This window comes from Staphylococcus sp. IVB6214 (assembly GCF_025558585.1).
Classification (GTDB): Bacteria; Bacillota; Bacilli; order Staphylococcales; family Staphylococcaceae; genus Staphylococcus.
On the sequence record NZ_CP094723.1, the window covers coordinates 909,742 to 933,986 of the forward strand.

Genomic DNA, 24,245 nt, shown 5'->3' on the forward strand with positions numbered 1-24,245 from the left:
CATGAGCTTTTTTAAAAAACTAAAAGATAAATTTGCAAAATCTGAAGAAGTAAAACCACAAGAAGAACAGATTGAGCCCCAATCAGATTCAACAACAGAAGGAGAGCCACAGTCCGACAAAAGAGAGTCTGAGCCAACGCAATCAACGGATAATCAATGGTTAGATCAAAGTTTTGATGATGATCTAATTTCGATTGAAGAATTTGAAGAACTTGAATCACAAAAAATCGGTGCGAAGTTCCGTGATGGACTTGAAAAATCACGTGAGAATTTTCAAAATCAGTTGAACAACTTATTGGCACATTACAGAAAAGTTGATGAAGATTTCTTTGAAGCATTAGAGGAAATGTTAATTCAAGCAGATGTTGGATTCAATACAGTGATGGAACTTGTTGATGAATTGCGCATGGAAGCAAAGCGTCGCAACATTACAGAAACAGTAGACCTACGTGAAGCAATTGTTGAAAAAATCGTTGAAATTTATCATCAAGAAGATGACAAATCAGAAGAAATGGCGATTGAAGACGGGCGTTTAAACGTCATATTAATGGTAGGTGTCAACGGTGTTGGTAAAACAACAACAATCGGTAAATTGGCACATCGCTATAAATCTCAAGGTAAGAAAGTGATGTTAGCAGCTGGAGATACTTTCCGTGCTGGTGCGATTGAGCAACTCGAAGTTTGGGGTGAACGTGTCGGTGTAGAAGTTGTTCGACAAGGTGAAGGCGCAGACCCTGCAGCTGTCATGTACGATGCGATGAATGCGGCGAAGAATAAAGGTGCAGACATTTTGATTTGTGACACAGCAGGTCGTCTACAAAACAAACAAAACTTAATGAACGAACTTGAAAAGGTAAAACGAGTGATCGGCCGTGCAATGCCTGATGCGCCACATGAAGTGTTGTTATGTTTAGATGCAACAACAGGTCAAAATGCTTTAGCACAAGCAAAAGCATTTAAAGAAGTGACTAACGTAACAGGTATCGTGCTTACAAAATTAGATGGAACTGCAAAAGGTGGTATTGTGCTCGCAATTCGTAATGAAATGCACATTCCAGTAAAATATGTCGGTCTTGGTGAACAAATGGACGACTTACAACCATTTAATGCGGAAAGCTACGTTTACGGATTGTTCGCAGATATGATTGAAGAAAATGTATCGGATGAAGAGGCAGACACTGATGGCAGAGAATGATTTAATCAAAACATTACGCATGAACTATTTGTATGACTTCTATCAATCATTACTCACAGAAAAACAGCGTAATTATTTGCGTCTGTATTATCTGGAAGATTATGCTTTGAGTGAAATTGCAGATACATTTGATGTGAGCCGTCAAGCCGTGTATGATAACATAAGAAGAACGGGTGAGCTTGTCGAAGATTATGAAGAAAAGCTCGGCTTATACCGTCGTTTTACTCGGCGCCAAGAGTTATATCGCGCGCTGCGTGATCATATTCATGAACCAGAAAGACTCGATCAATATATACAAGAATTGGAAGAATTAGAATAAGGAGGGTCACTTTATGGCGTTTGAAGGATTATCCGATCGTTTACAAGCGACTATGCAAAAAATTAAAGGTAAAGGTAAAGTGACTGAAGCTGACATCAAAATGATGATGCGCGAAGTACGTCTTGCGTTACTCGAAGCAGACGTTAACTTCAAAGTCGTGAAAAACTTTGTAAAGACAGTTTCAGAACGTGCACTCGGCTCCGATGTGATGAAATCACTTACACCTGGACAACAAGTCATCAAGATTGTTCAAGAAGAATTGACAACGCTAATGGGTGGAGACAACAGTGCGATTACGATGGCCAAAAAGCCACCAACAGTTGTGATGATGGTTGGTTTGCAAGGGGCAGGTAAAACAACAACAGCAGGTAAGTTAGCCTTATTAATGCGCAAGAAATACAATAAAAAACCAATGCTAGTTGCTGCAGATATTTATCGTCCAGCTGCCATTAATCAATTACAAACAGTTGGTAAGCAAATTGACATTCCGGTCTATTCAGAAGGAGACCAAGTCAAGCCTCAACAAATCGTTGAAAATGCTCTGAAGCATGCAAGAGAAGAACATTTAGACTTTGTAATCATCGATACGGCAGGTCGATTACACATTGATGAAGCATTGATGAATGAACTACAAGAAGTAAAAGAAATTGCAAAACCGAACGAAATTATGCTCGTTGTAGACGCGATGACAGGTCAAGATGCTGTCAATGTTGCTGAGTCTTTTGACCAACAACTTGATGTAACAGGTGTTACTTTAACAAAATTAGATGGTGATACACGTGGTGGTGCGGCATTGTCAATTCGTGCCGTGACACAGAAACCAATCAAGTTTGTCGGTATGAGCGAGAAGATGGACGGTTTGGAATTGTTCCATCCAGAACGAATGGCATCACGTATTCTCGGTATGGGTGATGTCTTGAGTTTGATTGAAAAAGCACAACAAGACGTGGATGAAGAGAAAGCGAAAGACCTTGAGAAAAAGATGCGAACATCATCGTTCACATTGGATGACTTTTTGGAACAATTGGATCAAGTGAAGAACTTAGGTCCATTGGATGATATTATGAAAATGATTCCTGGGATGAACAAGGTGAAAGGCTTAGACCAACTAAATATGAGCGACAAACAAATCGATCATATTAAAGCGATTATCCAATCAATGACATTGGATGAACGTGAACATCCTGAGAAATTAAATGTTTCAAGAAAACGCCGTATCGCTAACGGTTCAGGACGTTCATTGCAAGAAGTGAATCGTCTCATCAAACAATTCAATGATATGAAGAAAATGATGAAACAATTTACAGGTGGCGGAAAAGGCAAGAAAGGTAAACAAGGTCAATTACAAAACATGTTAAAGGGCATGAACTTACCGTTCTAACCAGATATTGAAAAGAAAATAAAAAGGTAAAGTATTTTCTCTTTACAAAAATCCTTATACCTGTTATTATTATTTCTTGTAGATAACAAAACTTATGACTTTGAAGGAGAGAATTATAAATGGCAGTAAAAATTCGTTTAACACGTTTAGGTTCAAAAAGAAACCCATTCTATCGTATCGTTGTAGCAGACGCACGTTCACCACGTGATGGTCGTATTATCGAGCAAATCGGTACTTACAACCCAGCAGCAGTGAACGCACCAGAAGTTAAAATCGACGAAGAATTAGCTTTAAAATGGTTAAAAGACGGTGCGAAACCAACTGATACAGTTCACAACATCTTATCTCGTGAAGGTATCTTAAAAACATTCGACGAACAAAAACGTTCAAAATAATACGAAGAACACTTTAACAGTGGGACAAATCAAATAGTGGTTTTGTCTCACTGTTTTTATTAGACATAAAGAAGATAAAGAAGATATGAAAGAAGCGTTTTAAATTCGAACAGAACAGAAGCAATGCGCAAAATAGGTATTTTATTTTGTTGAATTGAGAAGTTCTGCCGAGAATTTTGCTTCTGGAATACGGACATAAAGAAGCGCATTCGTAATAGAAAGATTGTAAGGAGGTTGTTTGTGTGAAAATCGAAGTAGGAACAATTGTTAATACGCATGGGATTAAAGGCGAAGTAAAGGTAAAATCTGATTCTGACTTTACAGATGTTCGTTTTCAGCCGGGGGAGATCCTACAAGCAGAATTAAACGGAAAAACAACAGATCTAACTGTCAGAGGACATCGCATGCATAAAGGCTTGCACATGCTCACGTTTGAAGGGATTCATAATATTAACGATATTGAGCATCTTAAAGGTGCAAAGCTGACACAAGAACGTGACCATGAAGCCATTGAACTGGAAGAGCATGAATTTTATTATTCTGATATTATCGGATGTACGGTGTTTAATGGAGAGGAAGCGATTGGTCGCGTAACAGAAATATTTGAAACAGGCGCGAATGACGTATGGGTAGTCAAAGGTGAAAAAGAACATTTGATTCCGTATATTGCAGATGTTGTTCAAAGTGTTGATGTGGATGGGAAAAAGATTGTGATTACACCGATGGAAGGATTGTTAAATGAATGAGAATTGATTATTTAACATTATTTCCAGAAATGTTTGAAGGGGTACTGAATCAATCGATATTAAAACGTGCACGTGAAAAAGGGCAGTTGACAACACAGACGGTTAACTTCAGGGATTACGCAAACAACAAGCATAATCAAGTGGATGACTATCCATTTGGCGGTGGACAAGGTATGGTATTAAAGCCAGAACCGATATTCAATGCGATGCGTGATCTTGATACTACTTCAGAGACACGTGTTATTTTGATGACGCCACAAGGTCAACCATTTAACCAGAAGCTTGCAGAATCATTATCTGAAGCAGAGCATCTCGTCTTCATATGCGGACATTATGAAGGCTATGATGAACGCATTCGAGAACAATTAGTCACTGATGAAATCTCAGTTGGTGACTATGTCTTAACAGGTGGAGAATTACCTGCTATGGTGATGACTGATGCGATTGTCCGATTACTACCAGATGTACTTGGCAATCAAGTGTCACATGAAGATGATTCGTTTTCAAGTGGGTTGTTAGAGTACCCACAATATACACGTCCTCGTTCTTTCGAAGGACATGATGTCCCAGATGTGTTGTTATCAGGAAACCATGCAAATATTGAAAAATGGCGCCATGAACAATCGCTATATCGCACGTATCAAAAACGTCCAGATCTATTAGAGTCTTATCCACTCACTGAAGCAGACAAAAAAGTAATTGAACACTTCAAAAGGTAATTGAAATATTAATAGAAGTATGCTAGTATAGTCTAAGTGTGAAAGCACAAATATCACTATGATCCGCTGCTAATCAGTTGTCAAGGCAAGAACATAGGTTGAAGGAGAGAATAAATAATGACAAACCACAAATTAATCGAAGCAGTAACACAATCACAATTACGTGATGATATCCCATCATTCCGTCCTGGTGACACTTTACGTGTACACGTACGTATCGTTGAGGGTACTCGCGAACGTATCCAAGTATTCGAAGGTGTTGTAATCAAACGTCGCGGTGGCGGTATTTCAGAAACTTTCACAGTTCGTAAAATTTCTTCAGGTGTTGGTGTTGAACGTACATTCCCTGTACACACACCAAAAATCGAGAAAATCGAAGTGAAACGTCGTGGTAAAGTACGTCGTGCAAAACTTTACTACTTACGTAGCTTACGTGGTAAAGCAGCACGTATCCAAGAGATTCGTTAATCATATCGTACGCAAACAGTACGATACTCACATAAAACAGGCTCGATATCTGTACAGCAGGTATCAAGCCTGTTTTTTTGCGTAAAAAGGCCATGACAATTCATGTTGATTCAGAATTGTCATGGCTTGTTATATCGATTAAATAGGGTCTTAATCTTTTGTGGTGGGATGGCATGAACTGCTGTCCCGCCCTTTTTTGTTTTTTAAATCATTTTGATACAAAAAAAGCGCTCATGCCTCTATAATTTTAAGTGCCTAAACAAAAAATGAGAGGAGACATGATGCGCCTATGTGTAATGATATATTAAAACTATTAAAAATAAAAGATGAAAATATTCAAGTTCTTAAAGTGGAAGAAGATGTAGAAGTGCGTGGTCAGCTTTCTACGGTTGTTTATGGAACACTTTCTTATACACCAAAGGCATGTATGAAGTGTGGTTGTGTCAATGACGGACAAATACATAAGCACGGTAAACGTGTTTCGCGTTTAACACTATTAAAATCTCAAGAGTCTAATGTTTATCTTAATTTAGCGAAAGAACGCTTTAAGTGTCTACATTGTTTAAAGACTTTTACGGCTCAAACAAACATTGTTGATAGTAATTGCTTTATTACTAACCGTGTGAAATTAGCGATTCAGGACAAACTCACACGTGTACAGTCTGAGATAGACATTGCTAATGATTGTAGTGTTTCACCAAGCACAGTTAAGAGATGTATTCACCATATCTCACAATCATTAATAGTAAAACCTTCATCTGGATTGCCTAAACATCTCTCCATAGATGAATTTAAAAGCGTTAAAAATGTGACAACAGCGATGAGTTTTCTGTTTATAAATAATGAAACGAATCAGATTATCGATATCTTAGAAGATAGACGTATTCACAAACTTAAAGAGTACTTCTATCGTTTTGATCGTCGTGAACGATTAGCTGTCAAAACGGTCACAGCCGATATGTATGAACCCTACATTAACTTCATTCATGAAGTATTCCCGAATGCGATTTTAATCTTTGATCGTTTTCACATTGTTCAGCACCTTAACCGTGAACTTAATAAGCAACGTATTTCTATAATGAATACTTGTCGCTATAAGTCATCAACAGATTACACGAAAATGAAAAAACACTGGAAACTTTTCCTTTCTGACAGACAAGATATCAACAGCTATGAATACTTTTGGTCGAAGTCCTTCAAAACGTATACGACATCAAGAGATATTTTAGAGTATCTATTAAATCTTGATCAGCAGCTCTATGACACATATATGTTAGTTCATCACCTTCGAGAAGCATTAAAACAATGTGATTGGTTACGTTTCAAAGAAACTTTAATGAGTGTTGAAAAGAAGCATGTATCACGTGGTGTTTGGCGTGTCATTCGGTTCTATAAAAAATACGAGTATATCCTTTATTCAACAATTAAACACCCTAAGTTAAACAATGGAGCGATTGAAGGTATCAATAATAAAATTAAGCTTATTAAACGTGTATCATATGGCTATCGAAACTTTAATAACTTCAAGGCAAGGATACTGATTATTTTTAAGCTATATCAACGACGTAAAAAGGATAGTTTACTAATAAATAACGCTGCATAAATATATTACGTAGTAATCGCTATCTAATATGTCCTAACACACTTAGAGATGTGTATCTAAAATCATTTCTAATACGAGACGCCTAAGGCAACAAGCCGAACGGAAAATCCATTTTGGCTTCTTTTATTCAATAAAGCCAAAATTAGTTGAAGTGAGGCGCCTTGGCAAGCGAGTATTAAAGAAATGATGGTATAGAAAAAGCGCACAATTAATAATTAAACTGTACGCTTAAATGAATGTAGAGATGACTACATGTTATGATTAAGTTAAAAATAAAATTAGTTACTTTTTATTATCTGCCCACCACAAAAAATGGACTTCCATTAAATATTGCGACGTAACCACCATCGATAGATGAATGCACTGATTAGACCAAGGACTGTCATGGCAGTGTAGAGTCGCCAATAAGGTAATTCATAACTTAATGTAAGGTGATGATCTCCTTTATGAACTGGAATTACAGATTGTAAGCCATTACCTTGCTTAACAACGCGTGACTCACCATTTACTTCTGCTTTCATTCCGTCTCTATACGGAATAGGAAGTACAAGGTATGAATCTTTACTTGGTCTCATCTCAACATTCATATGCCGATTTGCTTTTGTTACCTTAACTGGTGTTACATCTTGTTTTGCTTTTTTTACCGTCTCATAATCTTCACCATAGATACCTTTTATCTTCACACGATATGTCCCTTTTTTTAGCTTCAGTTGCATTGGATCATTCGCTGGAACACGAACAGTTATAGGTGTCACAAAGCGTTTATACTTGTAGTCAAGTCTTGTTCGTCGCTGGTGAAAATCATCCACTTCTAAATAATGTGGTTGATCTGGATGTAACAATTCTACATCCATTTCTAAATAGTAGTCTTTATATTGTTTTTGTGCAGAAGATGGCACTGATATATCAAGGCCACCGAATTGTTTCTTAACGGTTAGGCGATCTCCATGTTGCACTGCATCACGTGGTGTAATCTTCGCAGACTTCACAAGATTTGGGTTTGATTGAAAAGAGGTATTACCTTTTACATCATCTAGTACGACACCTTGAAGCATTGCGTGTTCACGATCTAAAGGTGACTTCAAATCTGACGCATCATAAACTTTAGATGTCAGATGTGCAGCAGGATAATCAATGGTATTACGGCTATGTGTCCATGTTGTATTGCCATGATGAATGGTATTTTCTTTATGCATACCATAAGGGATAGATGGGTCGTCATCTTTTTTGATACGATCTGAAACACCCCATAATGCATATAAGTTGGCACGATTTCCAAGTAAACGGTACGTACTGTTACTGTCGTACTCCATATTAATCTGCATTTGTTTATCATAGTACTTTAATATTTCCCCATCAAATATACTAGAATAGAGCGCCACACCATTAAAGCCATAAATCATATTGGAATTGACTGCGTAGTTGCTCATATAGTCAATACGTTCAAGTGGTGATTGTCTATTTGTAATAGTGTCAATTGTTTTTTGTAGCTCATGACTATGGTACTTTGCGGACTGTAAGCGATCAGTGCCGGCTTGGTGCGGAATAATATTGTTTGAATGATAATTCAACAATAATACAAACTGCTGGATGATAAACAATCCTACGATCATATAAGTTAATCGTTGTGTGAGTGGCTTTTGATGATAAACAAAATATGCAAGAATGACTAAGATCAAACTACTTGCAATCATCCACCACATCCGTCCCTCTGATAATAGCACAGTTGCAATGGCTAGAGGTATCAATGGAAGCAATGAAATCATATAATCTTGCCATGTCAATTCAGTAATATGTTTCAACCAAATTGAAATCAAGATACTCGTTGATAGGACGAGAAGGTAGCCCCAACGTCTCTGTGGATAAGAAAAGCCATTAAAAAGGCTATCGAAATATGGGGTTAAGGCACCAATTAACAGAATCCAAGTCAAAATTGAAAACATGCGATAGTAATAGTAACGGTATAACTTGAACGAAAATAATGCAACGAGTGCGATAAATGTAATCGTAAAGTAAAAGCCGTTAGAAAAAATATGATATTTCTGTGTAAAATCAATCAATGGTGCAATATCAAAATCATTGAGTTGTCGATCGTTATTGAGAAATGAACGAACACCTGTTAAAAAACCAAATGATGCGATACAAAAGCTGATCATAACAGCTGGTACAAGTAACCATAGCTTTTTCCAACGTGAGATAATATCGTCTGGATGTGTGAAAATCATCCTATAAATGAAATAGGCACCCAAAGCCAATGCTTCATAATAACTAAAATAAAAGTTAGAAAACAATGTAAGCGCGATGGCAACTATAAATAATCCAATCTTTCGTGTTTTAAAGAAACGTTCTATTCTCCAAATTGATAGTGGGAGATAGAGCATGATGTCCCCAAAAAATGACCATGTAAAATTAAAATAATATAGAATCGTTGATGTACTGTATAGCATCGCACCTAAAAAGCGATAGGGATTACGAATATTAAACATTTTAAACATCCCATAAGTGATTAGGAATGTTAGAACACATTTGAAATATGCAACGATAATTTGATTTGCAGGCCAAAAATCAATGTGAGATGGATCAATAGAGGTAAATAATTGTAAAAGTTTAATGCATAAAAAATTAATGTACATAATAGGAGAAGTCGTGTAGTAATAGGATAAATCTGTGAAATAATCTCCGCCTAACCCTAAACCGATGTCATAAAAAGATGAAAAATTAGACATGCGTTCATAGAGAAATAATTGGAACGGCATCATTTGTTTAAAGCCGTCACCTTCACCACTGTGTATCGCACCGTGTAATATAAAACGACCAACGACAGGCGCATACACAATGGCGCCGACACAACAAGCAATCAGTATAATCTTTACCCAATGTGGGATACGAGTATTAATCTTCAAATTTGTTCACTCTTTCTTCATTCATTAAAATTAAATGCGATTCGTTAAGATATACTTTGATAACAGGTAAGTAATTGGAATTGTCACAATGAGACCGACAAATGGTGCGATAGACTCATTGAAATTGAAAACATCTACAAACACATATATGAGTAGTGTTTGTACACTCATATTGACAACTTGTGTAAACGGGAATGCGAAAAACTTTTTCAGTGTTGGTTTCACTTTGTAGACGAAATAACAATTTAAATAGTATGAAATAACAAAAGCTACAACAAATCCAACAAGATGACTGATTAAATATTGGATGTGGAATATATGTAATAAAATCAGGTAGACGATATAATAATTGACAGTATTAATACCACCTACAATAACAAAACGAATGATTTCAAAAAAACGTTCTGAAGTCATATTCAAAAATCCTGCTTTCATAAAGAATAGTAGATATATCAATGCGTTAAAGAATCGAAACCTACTGATAAAATATAACATAAACCATACTAAAAGGGGTATTATTTATGTGCTATATATTGTCATCTTGACGGTATTATTGTTCAAATATCTTATGTTGTGTTTGAATAAAGAAGTAGCATGTGATTTACGTATATAATAAAATATAATGTCTATATAAACTTAGTTTATATTGTAATGCTTCTTCTAGGTTGTAAAACATACCCTTTTCGTATAATGAAGGCAAATATATAATAATATTGTAAACGTTTACATTTCGGGTTAACTCATTGTTATAAGAGAAATTGATTGGTGATGTATGATGATTAAATTAAGTAATGTGATCAAGACATATACTCAAGGACAAGTACAAACAGAAGTATTAAAAGGTATCCAATTGGAAATTGCAAAAGAGGACTTTGTGGCGATTGTTGGAACGTCTGGTTGTGGAAAATCAACACTAATCAATATCATTGGTCTGTTTTTTCAAGAATTTTTAATGAGTACTTTTGTTTTAATGATTATTACGCTTTTTAATCGAATTAAAAATGGGAAGTTTTAAAGGAATAGAATCGTGTTTTTAACATCATTGTTCAGGATACACATTTATGATATATAAACGATTAACTCGTAGGGGCTGGGACATAGTGCTCAGCTCCTTGCTTTTAAGATGTAGAAATAAGTGTAATGGCAGTAGGCGTCTGAAGTGAAAATGCGTTTTTACAAACTTTGGGAGCACTACAAAAATCATAAACATTTATAATGATTTTGTCGTAGTGCCCCTGCAAAGATGATTAGATGTGTGACAAGTTTATTAAGTAAACGTAGTCACATATCAATCAGCTACTGCAAAACTTCTAGTCACCCTTGCCGGGGTGGGACAACGAAATCTTTTATAGCAAAAAGGATTTCTGTCCCACTCCCTTTTTTTGTTAAATTATTTAAAACTTGATACTAAACAATTATTTTCATCGCGCAATTGATTATCCTTGAGATAACAAGGAGGTCATCATATGCAAAAGGCTATTTTGAAATACAAATATCAATTACTACTTATTGTGACAATCTTACTTGCTTTAGCAATTTTCATTCATTTGGTCTCAGGATATAAGACTATCGTTCAGATACTATTAATTATTGCATCGCTACTTGGAGGTGCACCGATATTCGTACAAGCCATTCAGGCGTTGAAAGTACGAATAGTCAGTATTGACTTACTTGTCTCAATTGCTATTATTGGTGCACTTTTTATTAAGAACTTTGAAGAATCGGCAGTAGTCGCATTTCTTTTCTTGCTCGGATCATATCTAGAACAACGAACGTTAAATAAAACGCGTTCTGCCATTCAAAATCTTGTAGAACTATCACCTGAAACAGCGCTTCGACAGGAGTCAAACGGAGAGTTTGTCGAGACAGATATTGATGAGATAGATGTAACAGATACGTTACTTGTTAAAACAGGTGAGCGTGTGCCCGTAGACGGTGTTGTCACATACGGAAACGGCACAGTTAATGAAGCGAGTATTACAGGAGAGTCAATACCTGTCACGAAAAAAATTGGTACAAAAGTTTTTGCAGGTACAATCTTAGAAGACGGTATGTTACATGTGGAAGCAGAACGCATAGGAGAAGAAACAACATTTGGAAAAATTATTGAGTTAGTTGAAGAGGCACAAGATTCAAAATCAGAAGCAGAACGTTTTATCGATCATTTTGCGAAATACTATACGCCGTTCATTCTAATTTTGGCAATGGTTATTTGGATAATGACAAGAAATATAGAATTAGTTGTTACAATTCTTGTACTTGGCTGTCCGGGTGCACTCGTTATCGGTGTTCCTGTATCAAATGTTGCTGGACTCGGAAACGGTGCTAAAAATGGTGTGCTGTTAAAGGGTAGTGAAGTGATTCACCGCTTGAGTCATATTGATACAATTTTATTTGATAAAACGGGTACTTTGACTTATGGAATGCCACGTGTAAACGAAGAAATCTTTTATACTGATGACCCAGAGAAAGCCATGTCATATCTCGTGAGTATAGAAGCCTCATCTAATCATCCGCTTGCTAGAGCCATTATAGATCAATATGGTTCAGCTAAAAAGTATGATATCGATGATTTAACTGTTGTAAAAGGTGGCGGTATGACTGCAACTATCAATGGACAACAAGTTATCATTGGAAATCGTCAAATCTTAGAACAATATGAAATAACAATACCGGAATCAATCAAGTTAGACATAAAACGACTTGAAAATGAAGGACATACAATTATTATCACAGTGATTGATAGACACATCGCATTAATCAATGGTGTACAAGATCAAGTTCGTGAAGGTCTTCAAAAAGATTTGGAACGATTAAATAAACTAGGTGTAAAAAAACGTATTGTTCTGTCAGGGGATAATCAAGGAACTGTTGATCGTGTAGTTGAAAAGTTGAACTTAACAGATGGATACGGCAACATGCTGCCTGATGAAAAATCAGCCGTTGTACGTCAGTTGCAAGATAGTGGTGAAACAGTTGCATTTATTGGTGATGGGATTAATGATAGCCCATCTCTTGCAGTCGCTGATATTGGTATTGCAATGGGATCGGGTACGGACGTTGCGATTGAAACATCAAACGTTGTCCTAATGAATGAAGACTTTCAGCACTTACCGCATGCGATTGGATTAGCCAAAGCCATTAGAAGAAATATGATACAGAACATTATTATTGCACTACTCGTCGTACTCGTTCTTCTTTTGAGTATTATTTTCAGTAGTTGGATGAATATGGCAATTGGGATGTTTGTTCATGAAGCAAGTATATTGGTCGTAATATTAAATGGAATGCGATTATTAAATTTTAAACAAAAATAATGAAAACTTAATAGATATCAATTTTATATTGATGAAGAATTGATACGATAAATATAACAAATATGAGAGGGAGATTATTATGAAAAAAGCAATAATAAAATTAGAAACGCTAACTTGTCCATCATGTATTCAGAAAATAGAAGCTGTAATGAAACGATTAGAAGGTGTTCATGCAGAAACTGTAAAAGTAATGTTCAATGCAAGCAAAGTAAAAGCAGACTTTGACGCAGAAATATTGAAGTTGGATCAAATTGTAAATGCGATCGAATCAATGGGATATGAAGTTTTAAAAGCAACTGAAAAATAACCACATGTGTATACATGAGTCATTGATATCAAATGTTTCAATTTAAAGTTTGAGTGCGGTAGACTAAAGATAGATAAACAAGCTCAGAGGAGGGATTTGATGTCAGAACATCTATGTGTATCATTGGTCCCATTATTCCATCAACTCGATCATGAAGATTTAGCGAAGATTAATGCACGTGCAAAGGTATCGTATTATGAAAAAGGAGATGTCATTTTCCAGCCAGGTGATGAACAATTATATATTGTTGCTGATGGAAATATGAAAATTTACCAGTTATCGAGTAATGGTAAAGAACAACTATTACGCGTTGTAGAACCGGGGAGTTATGAAGGAGAAAGCCAACTGTTTGGTGTAGAGAATGATACGCGCTTTGGTGAAGCATTAAACAAAACGACAATTTGTTCAATTAGTAAACAAGATTTTAATGAGATATTAGTAGACTATCCACAACTTTCAATGAAACTATTAGAATTTAATATGCAGAAAGTCCTTCAATTAGAGCAACAAACGCAATTCCTTTCAATGGAGAAGGTAGAAGAACGGTTGGCATCATATCTGATAGATCTTATGACTGCTGAAGAGAGTGATAAGGTGGTTATTCCGATGTCGATGAAAGACCTTGCGACATTTTTAGGAACAACACCCGAAACGTTATCTCGAAAGTTAAAGTATTTGGAGCAACTCGGTTGTATCAAAAGAAAAGGGCGCAACATTTCAATTGTAGATGTAGAAGAACTTGAAAATATATGAATAACTGATTAAAGATGTCAAAACCTTTGCAAAGTATATGTGAATGGTTATGACATCTTTTTTAGCGTCTTAAAATTATAGTCTGAGAACAAGATTGAATTTGAAAACAAAACATTAATAATTTCAATATAAATATATTAAAATATAAGATGATTGACGTATATTTAACTATAATTAGTAAAGTGAAGATATACATACAAAGGAGGCATATTATGAAAACGACAATTTTTTTATTTCATCCAAATATAAATGTATCTCGTGTGAATCGCGCATTATCAACAGCAGCTGAAAAAGCAGGAATTGAAGTGCGTAACCTTTATGACCTTTATCCAGATTGGAAAATTGATGTTAAAAAAGAGCAAGAAGTGTTAAAAGATGTTGACCGTATTGTCTTCCAATTTCCAATGTATTGGTATTCAACACCATCATTAATGAAAGAATGGTTTGACCAAGTTTTAGAGTATGGGTGGGCTTATGGCTCGGAAGGCAATGCGTTACAAGGTAAGAAGGTGATACTAGCAGTTTCTCAAGGTTCTCCTGCTGAAAGTTATACAAAAAGTGGACGAGTTGAAGCGACAACAGAAGAACTTTTAAAACCTATTTTTACAATCAAGTACCTAACAGGTTTAGAATTTGAAGCACCGTTTGTGGTAGCAGGTACTTCCAATTTGGCAGATGATGACTTAGAAAAAGCTTCAAAAGAATATGTTAAACGTCTAAATGAATTATCTTAAATGTTCTATAAAAATTAGATTATTGTTAAAAAATATGAGCAGTCCGAAACTTTAAAATTAGGTGATGGATATGACAGAAATATTTAGAGTGTTCAAATTGGAAATAAAAGATAGCTATCAAGATGAATTTTTTGAAGTTGGAAAAAATAATTTTAAACAATCTATACAGTTAGAAGAAGGTACACTTGGTATGTTTACTGCACACTTACCAACTGAATCTAATCAAAAAATTGTCGTTGAACGTTATGAAAGTGATAAAGCATATCAAAAACATATAAATTCATCTCACTTTAAAGTGTTCAGTGATTTAGCCAAAGTAGCAGTTAAAAGCAGTGAAGTCATTACGTTAAATCCGAAAGTTTTTCTTCAAAAGTCTGAACCATTAAATATATATGAACAAACAGATTTGTCAGTTCGACTTGCGACGGTTAAAGTTTCTAATAATCATCAGTTTGCTGATATGGTTTTACCATTTATGAAATGGAGTATTGCGGCTGAAAAAGGAACACTTTTATTATATGCAGGAATTGATAACCAAAACCCAAATACATGGTATTTCTTTGAGATATATCAAAATGATGAGGCATATGATGCTCATTTAGAAACAGCCCAATTTAAAGCGTATATCCAGAAAAGTAAAGATCTGGTTCATTATAAAGAACTACAAGTTTTGTCAGAGGAAATGTTAGTAACGCAATCATATAACACCTAAAAATATAAATATAAGGAATGATGAGTCATGAAACATGAAGAAGTTAAAAATAAGCCATTATTTAATCTAGGAGAAGATAATCCATACGGTGATTATTTTATTGGCCAATCCTATCTAGCGTTATTGGCACAATCTCCAGATGATTCAACAAGTGTTGGAAATGTTACTTTTGAGCCAGGGTGTCGTAATAATTGGCATGTACATTTAGATGGTTATCAAATTTTATTGGTAACAGGTGGAGAAGGATTGTATCAGGAAGAAGGTAAAACAGCACGCATTTTAAAAGCTGGGGATGTCGTTGTAACAGAAAAAGGTGTTAAACATTGGCATGGTGCAACAAATGATGCTTGGTTTAGCCATATTGCTATTACAGCAGGGTCAAGTGAATTTTATGAATCAGTTAGCAATAAAGAATATGAGGAAGCAAACATAAAACATAGCTAAAAGCTAACAAAATAGTAGTAAGTCATGTTTAAATTTTAAGATATTGTATTTTGATATAATCTTACGATAGATATGAATGACTAATAAGTAATATAATTTTTCGTTTCTTTAATCAAAATGTAATCTATATAAAAGCAACGACTTGCATAAAAAATGTGATAGTCGTTGCTTTTATACTTTCATTTAAAATTTAGTTGTTTTGTGATTTATATAGAAATCTTGCAATAATGCAATAAAGTCTGTGATGTGTTCCTTTGAATCATTTTGATGTCGACATAAGACACATGGAATTGTAGTTGAAGTTTCAAAAGGAATCCAAGAAAATTCTTGATTAAAATCATTCAGCAGTCCAGGTATCAAACAAACACCACGTTTTGCTGCAATATTAATTAGCGTTGTTTCATGATTAGCGCTTGTTAATGTAGATATTTGGAATTGTGACATAATGCTATTTTGAAGCTGTCTTAATTCGGGAGGACTTCCACCCCCTACGAGTAAGGTATGATTAATAAGATCACGACTAGACGCACTTTCAAATTGTGCTAATGTATCGTCCTTATTTACAACTAAAAATATATGACTGTCATATAAATGAATGATATTAATCTCTTTATGTGAAGTTAAAGTAGATTGTATTCCAAAAAATAAATCATATTTACCTTCAATGAATTGTTGGTATTGATATGGTTGAGGATCTATTGTTACCTCAATAAAAATATTTGGGTGTGATATTTTGAAACTTTCTATAGCATCTGAAAGAAAATGAATGGCTGTTCGATATGGTACGCATATTCTTATAACATCATTGTAATTATGATTAATATTTAAACAATCTTCAATACATGTTTTAACTTCCTCCTTGATATAGGCGACTCGCTCACAAAATTCAATACCCGCCAACGTCAATTGAACCCCTTTTGTAGAACGTTCAAAAATCAAGAAGCCAACTTCATTTTCTAAACTTTTAATCTGATATGAGAGTGCAGGTTGTGTGATGAATAAATTTTTAGCTGCTTGATTAAAATTTTTGGTTTTTGCAAGTTCTAAAGTACAATCAATTTGTTTGGAATTCATTATGCTCATCCTAATAAGAATATTTTATCGGTAATCAAATATATCGATTAGATTTTTTTATAAAGCTATTTTACAATAAATATATACATTAAGTAAATTATTTTTGAAAGGTGATGTTTTTATGAAAATAGCAATCATTGGTGCAACAGGATCGCTAGGTTAACAATTGAGAAGAACATTGATTGAAAAAACAAATTGGAAGCTTACATTATTTTCAAGACATTCAGATCGCCTCAATATTGATACAACTAGAGAAATTGCAATGCATGGCGTTGTATTGAATAAAAAAGAATTACGTAAAGCGATTGAAGGGCAAGATGCTGTATTTGTAGCTTTATCAGGAAGATTAGATGAAATGGCAAAAGTGATCGCTGATACGATGTATGAACTACATGTGAAACGTATCATTTTTATTTCTTCAATGGGTATTTATAATGAAATTCCTAACCATATTGGAAGTAATGGTAACTTAAAATTTAACTCTTTTTTAACCCCTTATCGTAAAGCGGCAGATATCATCGAAAAAAGTGGATTAGATTACACGATTATACGTCCAGGATGGTTTGATAATGGAAGTGATACATATACTATTTCAACAAAGGGTCAGTTGTTTGAAGGTCATAATATTTCACGTCAAGCAATTGCAAATTTTGTATTAGAATTGCTCAAGAATCCGGAGAGTTATATTAATGATAGTGTTGGTATTCATAGACCAGAATAAACAGAAGGAGAGTCTATCATGTCTGAAGAACGAACAAATATTTTAAAACTTTATAAAGAATTTTATAAAAGTATGATTGATAAAGATACAAATACTTTAAATAAAATATTATCGGATGATTATTATCTCGTTCATATGACAGGTTATACACAGCCGAAGAAGGAATGGTTGTCTGAAATTAATAATGAAAGAATGAGGTATTTTTCAGCAAAAGAAGAAGACGTAAAAATAATGATGGATGCTGATCAAGCAGCAGTCCATTCTAGAAATCTAGTTGATGCTCGTATATATGGTAGCCGACATACATGGCCACTACAATTAGTGTTACATTTGGAAAAGCATGAATCACAATGGATAATCGTCGACACAATTGCCTCTACATATTAAGAGAGAGCGTGCTATGAATAATTGAAATAAAAACTTCCGATATGTCTATAAATTGCAAAGAATGATGAATCAAATCATGATACAATATAATCTAAGTTAATAGAAACTGTTATTGGGGATTTATAGCATATTATGGTAGTGTAAACAGTTTTTATATGAACTAAAATATTGAGATGAATTAGATATATTAGTTTTAAAAATGAAAGGAAGATATATCATGGCAACAATCCAATGGTTCCCTGGACATATGGCAAAAGCAAGACGTGAAGTGACAGAACAACTAAAAAAAGTTGATGTCGTATTTGAATTAGTGGATGCACGTATTCCATATAGTTCACGAAACCCTATGATAGATGAAGTGATTCAACAGAAACCACGTGTTGTGATTTTAAATAAAAAAGATATGGCTAAAGAAAGTGAAATGTCCAAATGGTTTGCTTTTTTCAAGGAGAAAGGTGCACTTTCAGTTGCGGTAGATGCTAAGCATGGGAAAGGTTTAAAACAAGTCGAAGCAGCTGCAATCGAAGCGACAAAAGAGAAGTTTGAACGTGAAAAGGCAAAAGGCCTGAAACCCCGTGCGATTCGTGCAATGATTGTTGGGATTCCAAACGTAGGGAAATCAACATTAATTAACAAGTTAGCGAATCGCTCTATTGCACAGACGGGAAATAAACCGGGTGTGACGAAGCAACAACAATGGATTAAGGTTGGGAAATCATTACAATTGTTAGATACACCGGGGATTTTATGGCCGAAGTTTGAAGACCAATTGATCGGTAAAAAACTCAGTCTGACTGGTGCGATTAAAGATAGCATCGTGCATTTAGATGAAGTGGCGATATATGGTTTAAACTTTTTGATTGAACATGATTATGACAGCTTGATTAAGCATTATAAAGTGGATATACCGAGAGATGCAGAAAACTTAGAATGGTTTGATGCAATCGGCCGTAAACGTGGTCTTTTACAACGTGGAAATGAAGTGGATTATGAAGCGGTCATTGAATTGATTATCAATGATATCCGAAATGCGAAAATTGGTGCTTATTGTTTTGACTTATATGACAAAATGAAGGATACACAAGATGACGGCGAATCATAAGAAAACAATTCAAGAAATTAAACAGTTACTTGCAAATGTGCAAACAATTGAAGGGTTAGCTAATCACCCTGATGCTCAAGATACACGAAAAGGTGTGCAAGCAGCGTTTCGATCTCGTCGAAAACAATTAGAGAAGCAAGCGCTATTGTTGGAACAGTATGAAAGAATGTCGCGATATGAACAAGATATTCTAGAAAAACATCCAAATGCTTTGATATGTGGCATTGACGAAGTGGGACGCGGCCCCTTGGCAGGTCCAGTTGTAGCGAGTGCTGTCATTTTGGAGCCGAACCATCAACATATTGGGATTAATGATTCCAAACAGTTGAATGCAACGAAACGTGAAGCATTGAACCAATCATTGAAAGATAATATTTGTGCGTGGGGAATGGGTATTGCGACAGTTGAAGAAATTGATGCGCTCAATATTTATGAAGCAACAAAACTTGCAATGTATCGTGCAATCAATGATCTATCAGTGCAACCTACGCATTTTTTAATTGATGCGATGACATTGGAGAATCTTGACGCACCTCAGCAAAATATTATAAAAGGAGATGCGAATAGTGTCTCTATTGCTGCGGCGAGTATCATTGCCAAAGTCTATCGAGATGAAATGATGGTCGAATATGCTAAAACTTATCCCGGTTATGATTTTGAACACAATGCAGGCTATGGCACAGCAAAGCATTTGGACGGCTTAGCAACTCAAGGTGTTTGCCCAATTCATCGACTGTCTTTTGAACCAATCAAATCAAAGTATCAATAAATAATTATGTTTAAATGGTCTTGTTTCTTTGTATCTAAACACAGAGAGATAGGATCTTTTTGTTTTTCGAAATTTGAACCATATTTAGATATAATGAAAAAATTACAACAATTGGCATTTTATTTATAGCGTGCATGTGGGAGAGAAGCGCCTGTTTCTGCACCAGATGATGAAGCATATCAAAAACACAGACATGAACTCGTGTATTATGAAGTGTTAAACAATGGAGACGAAGATTATCCGAAAGTAGATAGCGCATACAAAGAAAAAGGAGAACTGAAACATACCTATACCAACTTAGATGATGTATATGAACATATTATTGAAGATGAGATGACACCATTCTTTGTCAAAGACGGTAAAGATATTCACGTATATCGTCCCCATACATGACATTTGGTGATGATAGTTTGAAAGGTGAAGTTGTGGATAAAGATTAATTGTGTTACTAAAGTCAGATTATGAAAAAATACAAAAAGGCCAAAAAGTGCAATACCATCACGGTCGAGTGGAAATTGCTGAATAAGTTATCATGTTAAATAGTTTTCAAACAAGTCATTTTATGTTTTACTAAATATATACATGCCAAAAAGAAAGGGATATGTTAATTTATGGATGAAACATTACAAAAGCTTTATTCAGTCTTAGTACACTTTGAAGAGAAAGAAACTGAGATTACTGAAGATGAATCAGCATTAGCAAAAATCAAAAATGAAATTGAAGAAAATTTAAATGTATCAGTAGAAGAGTTGTCACAACTAGATCTTATTCGTGTATTAAAAGAACACAACTTTGTCGTAGAGTCTGCCGAAGACGATCAAAAAATCGTAAGTGTTCCTATGGATGAAGATACACAAGTGACATTCCAAACTGAAAAATAAACATGAATGATGAACAACACCTTTGTGAACAACATAACAAGGTGTTGTTTTTATTTGTGCAATGTCATGTAGGACATAATACTTAGGAAGATTTGTGTTTTGAATGATTGGGGATACAAAAAACGAATCATATGAAAGTAGTATGTATCTGTTTACAATAGCGCTTACATTTTTTATAATTGATTATGAACTTAACCTTAAGAAACAGGAGGATGGAGTATGAATATCCATGAGTATCAAGGAAAAGCAATCTTTCGCTCAATGGGCGTAGCAGTACCAGAGGGGCGTGTTGCTTTCTCGGCTGAAGAAGCTGTTGAAAAGGCAAAAGAATTAGACACAGATGTTTATGTTGTTAAAGCACAAATCCATGCAGGGGGCCGTGGTAAAGCAGGCGGTGTTAAAATTGCCAAGTCTTTATCAGAAGTGGAAACTTATGCGAATGAGTTATTAGGTAAAGTTTTAGTAACACATCAAACAGGTCCAGAAGGTAAAGAAGTGAAACGTCTTTACATTGAAGAAGGCGCAGACATCAAGAAAGAATACTATGTTGGTTTTGTTATCGACCGTGCAACAGATCGTGTAACTTTAATGGCGTCTGAAGAAGGGGGAACTGAGATCGAAGAAGTAGCTGCGAAGTCTCCAGAGAAGATCTTCAAAGAAACAATCGATCCAGTGGTAGGTCTTGCACCATACCAAGCACGTCGTATCGCATTCAACATCAATATTCCTAAAGAATCTGTCAACAAAGCAGTTAAGTTTTTAATTTCACTATACAATGTGTTCATTGAAAAAGACTGCTCAATCGTTGAGATTAACCCACTTGTTTTAACAGGTGAAGGAGACGTATTAGCATTAGACTCTAAGATTAACTTTGATGATAATGCATTATTCCGTCATAAAGACATTCAAGAATTACGTGACTTAGAAGAAGAAGATCCAAAAGAAATCGAAGCATCAAAATATGACCTTTCTTACATCGCTTTAGATGGGAACATCGGTTGTATGGTAAATGGTGCAGGTCTTGCAATGGCGACAATGGATACAATCAACCATTTCAACGGTACGCCAGCCAACTTCCTAGACGTAGGGGGCGGTGCTACAAAAGAAAAAGTTACTGAAGCATTCAAAATCATCTTAGGTGATGAAAATGTTAAAGGTATTTTCGTAAATATCTTTGGTGGTATCATGCGTTGTGATGTCATCGCTGAAGGTATTGTAGCAGCTGTTAAGGAAGTAGACCTTACATTACCATTAGTTGTACGTTTAGAAGGTACAAACGTAGAACAAGGTAAACAAATCTTGGAAGAATCAGGCTTAGCGATTGAACCTGCAAGCACAATGGCTGAAGGTGCACAAAAAATCGTTAAACTTGTAAACGAAGCGTAAGGAAAGGATGGGACAACTAAAATGAGTGTATTTGTAGATAAGAATACGAAAGTTATCGTACAAGGTATTACAGGGTCAACTGCCCTTTTCCATACTAAACAAATGTTAGAATATGGCACGCAAATCGTAGCAGGTGTTACACCAGGTAAAGGTGGACAAGTGGTAGAAGGTGTGCCTGTATTCAACACAGTTGAAGAAGCTAAAAATGAAACAGGTGCAACAGTTTCTGTTATTTACGTACCAGCACCATTCGCTGCAGATGCAATTTTAGAATGTGCGGATGCAGAGTTAGATTTAGCAATCTGTATCACAGAACACATTCCGGTTGTAGATATGGTGAAAGTAAAACGCTACCTAGAAGGTAAAAAGACACGTCTTATCGGACCTAACTGCCCAGGTGTCATTACTTCTGATGAAACGAAGATTGGTATTATGCCAGGGTATATCCATAAAAAAGGTCACGTAGGTGTTGTATCTCGTTCTGGTACATTAACTTATGAAGCGGTTCATCAATTAACTGAAGAAGGCATTGGTCAATCAACAGCGGTTGGTATCGGTGGAGACCCAGTTAACGGTACAAACTTCATCGATGTATTAGAAGCATTTAATAATGATGAAGAAACAAAAGCTGTTGTTATGATTGGTGAAATCGGTGGTACTGCTGAAGAAGAAGCAGCAGAATGGGTGAAAGCAAACATGACTAAACCAGTTGTTGGCTTCATCGGTGGTCAAACAGCACCTCCAGGAAAACGCATGGGTCATGCCGGTGCGATTATCTCTGGTGGTAAAGGAACAGCAGCAGAAAAGATTAAAACTTTAAATAGCTGTGGTATTAAGACAGCAGCAACACCATCTGAAATTGGTGCAACATTAATCGATGCTGCAAAAGAAGCGGGTATTTACGAATCACTTTTAACAGTTAAAAAATAAGATATATTAACACATGTAACAAATATTTGGGTGGGGCATTATCCTTTTGCATTAGGGATAAGCCCTGCTTTTTTGTATTTTGTGATTGGAGGTAACATATGACAAATAACTTAACATTAGAACAATTGCTTTTGCTCTTAGTATATAGTGGATTTACGACACGACAAATCCACAAATTTTTCCCGAACGTAGAGTCAATAAAGGGGAACCAATCGACATTAATTGACACACTAGAGTCACATCGAGATAAAAGCATTCAAGGAAAAATCAATCAATTACGTGATATAGACTTACGAATGATTGAGCAACAACTACAAAATGAATATATCAGTATCATCAGTTTAAACGCTCCGAATTATCCGCCACATTTAAAACACATTTATGATCCTCCACCTATTCTTTTTTGTCGTGGACAACTGCAACTTTTAACACATACTCAAACACTTGCCATTGTGGGTTCGCGCAAGCATACTCAATATACGAACAAAGTATTAAATAATATCATGCCACATTTCGCTTCAGCACATTTAACGATTGTATCAGGGCTTGCTAAAGGTGCAGATGCATGTGCACATCAATTGGCGATTCGACATGGATGTTCGACGATTGGTGTGTTAGGATTCGGGCATCATCATCACTATCCGAAAGAAACGAAGTCCATACGGGACTATATGGATCGTGTCCATTTAACGATAAGTGAATATCCACCATTTGTATCACCAGCAGCTTTTCGTTTTCCCGAAAGGAATCGTCTTATTAGTGGGCTTTCCAAGGGTGTATTTATCACTGAAGCAAAAGAACGGAGTGGTGCACTGATTACGGTCGATCACGCACTTGAACAAAATCGCAACGTATATGTATTGCCGGGTGATATGTATAATCCATTTACAAAAGGGAATATGTTGAGAATTCAAGAAGGAGCAGAAGTCGTCTTGTCAGAAAATGATATTTTGAAGGATTATTGTCAGTAATTTTGGAAAAGCCTTGCAAAATAATGGT

27 protein-coding genes are annotated in these 24,245 nt (G+C 35.4%); 24 read left to right on the plus strand and 3 right to left on the minus strand.

Features of this window, described 5'->3' with window-relative positions; translation table 11 throughout:
* The first annotated feature begins 1 nt into the window (after position 1).
* The 8 genes from ftsY (at position 2) to MUA51_RS04465 (ending at position 6,826) form a co-directional block, all read left to right on the plus strand.
* Positions 2–1,195 carry a signal recognition particle-docking protein FtsY gene (ftsY, locus tag MUA51_RS04430; protein WP_262560655.1) on the plus strand — a complete coding sequence of 398 codons (1,194 nt, stop codon included), beginning with the start codon at positions 2–4 and terminating at the stop codon, positions 1,193–1,195.
* Positions 1,182–1,514, plus strand: coding sequence for a putative DNA-binding protein (locus tag MUA51_RS04435; protein ID WP_262560656.1), 333 nt, complete (start codon positions 1,182–1,184; stop codon positions 1,512–1,514). The genes ftsY and MUA51_RS04435 overlap by 14 nt, the downstream gene beginning before the upstream one ends.
* Before the next feature lie 13 nt (positions 1,515–1,527).
* Positions 1,528–2,895 (plus strand): signal recognition particle protein, encoded by a 1,368-nt coding sequence (ffh, locus tag MUA51_RS04440; protein ID WP_262560657.1) that lies wholly within the window; start codon positions 1,528–1,530, stop codon positions 2,893–2,895.
* A 119-nt stretch (positions 2,896–3,014) separates the two neighbouring features.
* Positions 3,015–3,290 carry a 30S ribosomal protein S16 gene (gene rpsP, locus MUA51_RS04445; RefSeq protein WP_262560658.1) on the plus strand — a complete coding sequence of 92 codons (276 nt, stop codon included), beginning with the start codon at positions 3,015–3,017 and terminating at the stop codon, positions 3,288–3,290.
* A 242-nt stretch (positions 3,291–3,532) separates the two neighbouring features.
* A complete protein-coding gene (rimM, locus tag MUA51_RS04450; RefSeq protein WP_262560659.1) occupies positions 3,533–4,036 on the plus strand; it encodes a ribosome maturation factor RimM in 504 nt (167 codons plus the stop codon).
* Positions 4,033–4,755 (plus strand): tRNA (guanosine(37)-N1)-methyltransferase TrmD, encoded by a 723-nt coding sequence (trmD, locus tag MUA51_RS04455; RefSeq protein WP_262560660.1) that lies wholly within the window; start codon positions 4,033–4,035, stop codon positions 4,753–4,755. The genes rimM and trmD overlap by 4 nt, the downstream gene beginning before the upstream one ends.
* 117 nt (positions 4,756–4,872) lie before the next feature.
* Positions 4,873–5,223 (plus strand): 50S ribosomal protein L19, encoded by a 351-nt coding sequence (rplS, locus tag MUA51_RS04460; RefSeq protein WP_044360991.1) that lies wholly within the window; start codon positions 4,873–4,875, stop codon positions 5,221–5,223.
* Between the two features lie 289 nt (positions 5,224–5,512).
* On the plus strand, positions 5,513–6,826 hold the full coding sequence (locus MUA51_RS04465) for an ISL3 family transposase (protein WP_262559359.1): 1,314 nt from the start codon (positions 5,513–5,515) through the stop codon (positions 6,824–6,826).
* 323 nt (positions 6,827–7,149) lie between these two features.
* Here MUA51_RS04465 and MUA51_RS04470 read toward each other — a convergent pair whose 3' ends face one another.
* Together MUA51_RS04470 and MUA51_RS04475 are read right to left on the minus strand one after the other, a co-directional pair.
* A complete protein-coding gene (locus MUA51_RS04470) occupies positions 7,150–9,729 on the minus strand; it encodes a YfhO family protein (RefSeq protein ID WP_262560662.1) in 2,580 nt (859 codons plus the stop codon).
* 30 nt (positions 9,730–9,759) lie between these two features.
* Positions 9,760–10,143, minus strand: coding sequence for a GtrA family protein (locus MUA51_RS04475; RefSeq protein WP_262560663.1), 384 nt, complete (start codon positions 10,141–10,143; stop codon positions 9,760–9,762).
* 361 nt (positions 10,144–10,504) lie between these two features.
* Here MUA51_RS04475 and MUA51_RS04480 point away from each other — a divergent pair, with 361 nt between their 5' ends.
* The 7 genes from MUA51_RS04480 (at position 10,505) to MUA51_RS04510 (ending at position 15,996) form a co-directional block, all read left to right on the plus strand.
* Positions 10,505–10,744: an ATP-binding cassette domain-containing protein gene (locus MUA51_RS04480; protein ID WP_262560664.1), complete on the plus strand. Its 240-nt coding sequence runs from the start codon at positions 10,505–10,507 to the stop codon at positions 10,742–10,744.
* 451 nt (positions 10,745–11,195) lie between these two features.
* Complete coding sequence (locus MUA51_RS04485; protein WP_262560665.1) at positions 11,196–13,046, plus strand: heavy metal translocating P-type ATPase; 1,851 nt, start codon at positions 11,196–11,198, stop codon at positions 13,044–13,046.
* Between the two features lie 79 nt (positions 13,047–13,125).
* On the plus strand, positions 13,126–13,353 hold the full coding sequence (locus MUA51_RS04490; protein WP_262560666.1) for a heavy-metal-associated domain-containing protein: 228 nt from the start codon (positions 13,126–13,128) through the stop codon (positions 13,351–13,353).
* Positions 13,354–13,452: 99 nt separating this feature from the next.
* Positions 13,453–14,106 (plus strand): Crp/Fnr family transcriptional regulator, encoded by a 654-nt coding sequence (locus MUA51_RS04495; RefSeq protein ID WP_262560667.1) that lies wholly within the window; start codon positions 13,453–13,455, stop codon positions 14,104–14,106.
* A gap of 212 nt (positions 14,107–14,318) precedes the next feature.
* Positions 14,319–14,840, plus strand: coding sequence for an NAD(P)H-dependent oxidoreductase (locus MUA51_RS04500; RefSeq protein WP_262560668.1), 522 nt, complete (start codon positions 14,319–14,321; stop codon positions 14,838–14,840).
* Positions 14,841–14,910: 70 nt separating this feature from the next.
* Complete coding sequence (locus MUA51_RS04505; protein WP_262560669.1) at positions 14,911–15,552, plus strand: putative quinol monooxygenase; 642 nt, start codon at positions 14,911–14,913, stop codon at positions 15,550–15,552.
* Between the two features lie 27 nt (positions 15,553–15,579).
* On the plus strand, positions 15,580–15,996 hold the full coding sequence (locus MUA51_RS04510) for a cupin domain-containing protein (protein ID WP_262560670.1): 417 nt from the start codon (positions 15,580–15,582) through the stop codon (positions 15,994–15,996).
* 183 nt (positions 15,997–16,179) lie between these two features.
* Here the strand turns inward: MUA51_RS04510 and MUA51_RS04515 are convergent, their stop codons facing one another.
* The gene (locus MUA51_RS04515) at positions 16,180–17,070 is read right to left on the minus strand and encodes a LysR family transcriptional regulator (protein ID WP_262560672.1); all 891 of its coding nucleotides are present in this window, start codon (positions 17,068–17,070) and stop codon (positions 16,180–16,182) included.
* Positions 17,071–17,248: 178 nt separating this feature from the next.
* On the opposite strand from MUA51_RS04515, the gene MUA51_RS04520 reads away from it, so the two are divergent.
* From MUA51_RS04520 to dprA, 9 genes are all read left to right on the plus strand, one after another.
* On the plus strand, positions 17,249–17,791 hold the full coding sequence (locus tag MUA51_RS04520; protein WP_262560673.1) for an NAD(P)H-binding protein: 543 nt from the start codon (positions 17,249–17,251) through the stop codon (positions 17,789–17,791).
* A gap of 18 nt (positions 17,792–17,809) precedes the next feature.
* Positions 17,810–18,178 carry a nuclear transport factor 2 family protein gene (locus MUA51_RS04525; RefSeq protein WP_262560674.1) on the plus strand — a complete coding sequence of 123 codons (369 nt, stop codon included), beginning with the start codon at positions 17,810–17,812 and terminating at the stop codon, positions 18,176–18,178.
* A 217-nt stretch (positions 18,179–18,395) separates the two neighbouring features.
* Entirely contained in the window at positions 18,396–19,280 is an 885-nt protein-coding gene (gene ylqF / locus MUA51_RS04530; protein ID WP_262560675.1) for a ribosome biogenesis GTPase YlqF, read from the plus strand.
* Positions 19,264–20,049: a ribonuclease HII gene (locus MUA51_RS04535; protein ID WP_262560676.1), complete on the plus strand. Its 786-nt coding sequence runs from the start codon at positions 19,264–19,266 to the stop codon at positions 20,047–20,049. The genes ylqF and MUA51_RS04535 overlap by 17 nt, the downstream gene beginning before the upstream one ends.
* 201 nt (positions 20,050–20,250) lie before the next feature.
* On the plus strand, positions 20,251–20,442 hold the full coding sequence (locus MUA51_RS04540; protein ID WP_262560677.1) for a hypothetical protein: 192 nt from the start codon (positions 20,251–20,253) through the stop codon (positions 20,440–20,442).
* A 218-nt stretch (positions 20,443–20,660) separates the two neighbouring features.
* A complete protein-coding gene (locus tag MUA51_RS04545) occupies positions 20,661–20,930 on the plus strand; it encodes a hypothetical protein (protein WP_262560678.1) in 270 nt (89 codons plus the stop codon).
* 219 nt (positions 20,931–21,149) lie between these two features.
* A complete protein-coding gene (sucC, locus tag MUA51_RS04550; RefSeq protein WP_262560679.1) occupies positions 21,150–22,316 on the plus strand; it encodes an ADP-forming succinate--CoA ligase subunit beta in 1,167 nt (388 codons plus the stop codon).
* Between the two features lie 21 nt (positions 22,317–22,337).
* Complete coding sequence (gene sucD / locus MUA51_RS04555; RefSeq protein ID WP_095116363.1) at positions 22,338–23,246, plus strand: succinate--CoA ligase subunit alpha; 909 nt, start codon at positions 22,338–22,340, stop codon at positions 23,244–23,246.
* A gap of 98 nt (positions 23,247–23,344) precedes the next feature.
* Positions 23,345–24,217, plus strand: coding sequence for a DNA-processing protein DprA (gene dprA / locus MUA51_RS04560; protein WP_262560681.1), 873 nt, complete (start codon positions 23,345–23,347; stop codon positions 24,215–24,217).
* The last annotated feature ends 28 nt before the right edge of the window (positions 24,218–24,245 follow it).

What these genes read in the sequence shown, in the direction of transcription:
- ftsY (WP_262560655.1), top strand. Translation starts at nt 2, where the DNA reads ATGAGCTTTTTTAAAAAACTAAAAGATAAATTTGCAAAATCTGAAGAA.
- MUA51_RS04435 (WP_262560656.1), top strand. Translation starts at nt 1,182, where the DNA reads ATGGCAGAGAATGATTTAATCAAAACATTACGCATGAACTATTTGTAT.
- ffh (WP_262560657.1), top strand. Translation starts at nt 1,528, where the DNA reads ATGGCGTTTGAAGGATTATCCGATCGTTTACAAGCGACTATGCAAAAA.
- rpsP (WP_262560658.1), top strand. Translation starts at nt 3,015, where the DNA reads ATGGCAGTAAAAATTCGTTTAACACGTTTAGGTTCAAAAAGAAACCCA.
- trmD (WP_262560660.1), top strand. Translation starts at nt 4,033, where the DNA reads ATGAGAATTGATTATTTAACATTATTTCCAGAAATGTTTGAAGGGGTA.
- rplS (WP_044360991.1), top strand. Translation starts at nt 4,873, where the DNA reads ATGACAAACCACAAATTAATCGAAGCAGTAACACAATCACAATTACGT.
- MUA51_RS04465 (WP_262559359.1), top strand. Translation starts at nt 5,513, where the DNA reads ATGTGTAATGATATATTAAAACTATTAAAAATAAAAGATGAAAATATT.
- MUA51_RS04475 (WP_262560663.1), bottom strand. Translation starts at nt 10,143, where the DNA reads ATGACTTCAGAACGTTTTTTTGAAATCATTCGTTTTGTTATTGTAGGT.
- MUA51_RS04480 (WP_262560664.1), top strand. Translation starts at nt 10,505, where the DNA reads ATGATTAAATTAAGTAATGTGATCAAGACATATACTCAAGGACAAGTA.
- MUA51_RS04485 (WP_262560665.1), top strand. Translation starts at nt 11,196, where the DNA reads ATGCAAAAGGCTATTTTGAAATACAAATATCAATTACTACTTATTGTG.
- MUA51_RS04490 (WP_262560666.1), top strand. Translation starts at nt 13,126, where the DNA reads ATGAAAAAAGCAATAATAAAATTAGAAACGCTAACTTGTCCATCATGT.
- MUA51_RS04495 (WP_262560667.1), top strand. Translation starts at nt 13,453, where the DNA reads ATGTCAGAACATCTATGTGTATCATTGGTCCCATTATTCCATCAACTC.
- MUA51_RS04500 (WP_262560668.1), top strand. Translation starts at nt 14,319, where the DNA reads ATGAAAACGACAATTTTTTTATTTCATCCAAATATAAATGTATCTCGT.
- MUA51_RS04505 (WP_262560669.1), top strand. Translation starts at nt 14,911, where the DNA reads ATGACAGAAATATTTAGAGTGTTCAAATTGGAAATAAAAGATAGCTAT.
- MUA51_RS04510 (WP_262560670.1), top strand. Translation starts at nt 15,580, where the DNA reads ATGAAACATGAAGAAGTTAAAAATAAGCCATTATTTAATCTAGGAGAA.
- MUA51_RS04515 (WP_262560672.1), bottom strand. Translation starts at nt 17,070, where the DNA reads ATGAATTCCAAACAAATTGATTGTACTTTAGAACTTGCAAAAACCAAA.
- MUA51_RS04525 (WP_262560674.1), top strand. Translation starts at nt 17,810, where the DNA reads ATGTCTGAAGAACGAACAAATATTTTAAAACTTTATAAAGAATTTTAT.
- ylqF (WP_262560675.1), top strand. Translation starts at nt 18,396, where the DNA reads ATGGCAACAATCCAATGGTTCCCTGGACATATGGCAAAAGCAAGACGT.
- MUA51_RS04535 (WP_262560676.1), top strand. Translation starts at nt 19,264, where the DNA reads ATGACGGCGAATCATAAGAAAACAATTCAAGAAATTAAACAGTTACTT.
- MUA51_RS04545 (WP_262560678.1), top strand. Translation starts at nt 20,661, where the DNA reads ATGGATGAAACATTACAAAAGCTTTATTCAGTCTTAGTACACTTTGAA.
- sucC (WP_262560679.1), top strand. Translation starts at nt 21,150, where the DNA reads ATGAATATCCATGAGTATCAAGGAAAAGCAATCTTTCGCTCAATGGGC.
- sucD (WP_095116363.1), top strand. Translation starts at nt 22,338, where the DNA reads ATGAGTGTATTTGTAGATAAGAATACGAAAGTTATCGTACAAGGTATT.
- dprA (WP_262560681.1), top strand. Translation starts at nt 23,345, where the DNA reads ATGACAAATAACTTAACATTAGAACAATTGCTTTTGCTCTTAGTATAT.